Genomic DNA, 2,474 nt, shown 5'->3' with positions numbered 1-2,474 from the left:
GTCTGAGAGGATTGCGGGTTTTCGAAGCCCAACCCTTCAGACAGGAGTTTTCCAATGGCTGAGATCAGCCCTCTTCGCCGCCGCATGATCGAGGACATGACGGTCCGCAATCTGTCGCCAGCGACGCAATGATCCTACCTTGCCGCGGTATCGAAGTTGAGCCGGTATTTCGGTCGGTCCCCCGATCGTCTCGAGCTGGAGGATATCCGCGCCTTCCAGGTCCACTTGGTGGCGACCGGGATATCCTGGCCGGCGCTCAACCAGATCGTCTGTGCGCTGCGGTTTTTCTACGGTGTGACGCTCGGCCATGACGCCATTCCGGAGCGCATCAGCTATGCGCGCCAGCCGAGCAAGCTGCCGGTGGTGCTGAGCGCCGACGAGATCGTGCGCTTCCTGGAGGCAATTCCAAGCCTCAAGAGCCGCACCGCGCTGACGACGGTCTATGCCGCCGGACTGCGCGTGTCGGAGGTGGTTCTGTTGAAGATTGCCGACGTCGACAGCCAGCGGATGGTGATCCGGGTCGAGCAAGGCAAGGGCGGCAAGGACCGTTACGTCATGCTCTCCCCACAGCTGTTGCGGATTCTGCGCAGCTATTGGCGGTTGGCTCGGCCACAGCGCTGGATGTTCCCCGGCCGTAACGAGGACCGGCCGCTCGATCCCACCGTATTGCATGCCGCCTGCCGTTCGGCCCGGTTGGCGGCCGGCCTGAGCAAAAAGGTGACGGTACACACGCTGCGGCACAGCTTCGCGACGCATCTGCTGGAGAACGGGGCCGACGTGCGCATCATCCAGGTGCTGCTCGGCCATGCCAGCTTGGCCAGCACGGCGCGCTACACCCAGGTCGCCACCAAGACCATCAGCAACACGCCAAGCCCGCTTGACCGGCTTCGTCTGGAGGTCGTGCCGCCCGGCTGACCGGGCACCATGGCTGCGGTTCTGGAGGTGGCGGACGTCTTCCGCCGCCACGGTGAGGCGTTTCGGCAGGCCCGTGCCGGGCATCTCGGCCGCGTCGAGCGGCGCGTCATGGGCGCCATCACGGCGTGCCGGACCGCGGTGCTCGGCGGTCACCTCGAGCAGTGCGATGACTGCGGCGCGACACGCATCGCCTACAACTCCTGCCGCAACCGCCATTGTCCCAAGTGTCAGGGACTGGCACGCGCCGAATGGCTCGCGCATCGACAGGCCGAACTGTTGCCGGTGCCGTACTTCCACGTCGTCTTCACGCTGCCGACGCTGGCAGGCGAGATCGCCTTCCAGAACAAGGCCACCGTCTATACGATCCTGTTCCGCGCCGCCGCTGAGACGCTCACCACCATTGCCGCCGATCCCAGGCATCTGGGCGCGCAAATCGGCGTCACCGCGGTGCTCCATACCTGGGGTCAGACCCTGCAGCACCATCCGCACATTCATTGCGTGGTGCCAGGCGGCGGCCCCTCGCTCGACGGCACGCGCTGGATCGCTTGCCGCCCCGGCTTCTTCCTGCCGGTGCGCGTGCTCTCGCGCCTGTTTCGTCGCCTGTTCCTCCAGAACCTGCAGGATGCATTCGACGCCGGCAAGCTGCGCTTCTTCGGCAACCTCGCCGGTCTTGCCGAGCCCACGGCTTTCGCCACCGGGCTCGACCAACTCAGGCGCATCGAATGGGTCGTCTATGCCAAGCCACCGTTCGGTAGCCCCGAACAGGTGCTGGCCTATCTCGGCCGCTACACCCATCGCGTCGCCATCGCCAACAGCCGGCTGGTGTCACTCTCCGACGGCAAGGTCCGCTTCGCCTGGAAAGACTATCGCCAGGACGGCAAGACCAGGCTGATGACGCTCGATGCCGACGAGTTCATCCGCCGTTTCCTGCTGCATGCCCTGCCGGATGGCTTCCACCGGATTCGCTACTACGGCTTCCTCGCCAACGGCCAACGCGGCAACAATCTCGCTCTCTGCCGCCGGTTGCTCGATACCTATCACGCCATGGCCAATTCAGAGTTGGCGGACGGTCACGCCAAAGGCGATCGACAGAACAACGCCAGTGATTTCCTGATCTGCCCCGATTGCGGCGGCACCATGCGGCGGATCGCAGCGGTGCCGCGCTCATCCACCTATCAGCCATTCTACTGTGACACGTCATGATCTCATCGCTGTTGATTTTCATCCTCACCGCCGCCGAGCTTGCTGCGCGTCCTGTCGCCAACCGGCCAGCTATGCCGATCAACTGCCGCAATACCGACTCCAGAGCTGGCCAACAACTAAACCTGACCTGTTTCTCGCGCTCAGTACCCGATCCGCGAGGTCTTCCTTGCCAAAACAGCGCTTCGCATCAATTGCGCGGCCGTCGTCAGAGCAGTCTCGCCAGCACGCCGTGGCAACTTTCCCCATAGCGCCAAACAACCCGCGGCTTCGTTCAATCCGGCTTCTATGAGGTCGTGCTCACGATCGCATCCAGGGCGCCGGCGTGCAAACGACCTCACAGAACCCTCAAGATTCCC

General features: G+C 64.1%; 2 protein-coding genes and 1 pseudogene. All 3 read left to right on the top strand.

The window, feature by feature from the left end:
- Positions 1–54 precede the first annotated feature (54 nt).
- A pseudogene (locus tag ACFFWD_RS18215) lies at positions 55–915 on the top strand (tyrosine-type recombinase/integrase).
- A 9-nt stretch (positions 916–924) separates the two neighbouring features.
- Positions 925–2,118 (top strand): IS91 family transposase, encoded by a 1,194-nt coding sequence (locus ACFFWD_RS18210; protein ID WP_376967524.1) that lies wholly within the window; start codon positions 925–927, stop codon positions 2,116–2,118.
- Positions 2,115–2,366, top strand: a complete 252-nt coding sequence (locus ACFFWD_RS18205; RefSeq protein WP_376967522.1) for a hypothetical protein — start codon at positions 2,115–2,117, stop codon at positions 2,364–2,366. The genes ACFFWD_RS18210 and ACFFWD_RS18205 overlap by 4 nt, the downstream gene beginning before the upstream one ends.
- Positions 2,367–2,474 lie beyond the last annotated feature (108 nt).

Origin of the sequence: Bradyrhizobium erythrophlei (genome assembly GCF_042430365.1) — a bacterium.
Classification (GTDB): domain Bacteria; phylum Pseudomonadota; class Alphaproteobacteria; order Rhizobiales; family Xanthobacteraceae; genus Bradyrhizobium; species Bradyrhizobium erythrophlei.
Note: the sequence above shows the minus strand (reverse complement) of the source record. Positions and strands in the feature narration are given on the sequence as shown.

Excerpts from the sequence above, each read along its gene's own strand:
- ACFFWD_RS18205 (WP_376967522.1), top strand. The coding sequence starts at position 2,115 with ATGATCTCATCGCTGTTGATTTTCATCCTCACCGCCGCCGAGCTTGCT.
- ACFFWD_RS18210 (WP_376967524.1), top strand. The coding sequence starts at position 925 with ATGGCTGCGGTTCTGGAGGTGGCGGACGTCTTCCGCCGCCACGGTGAG.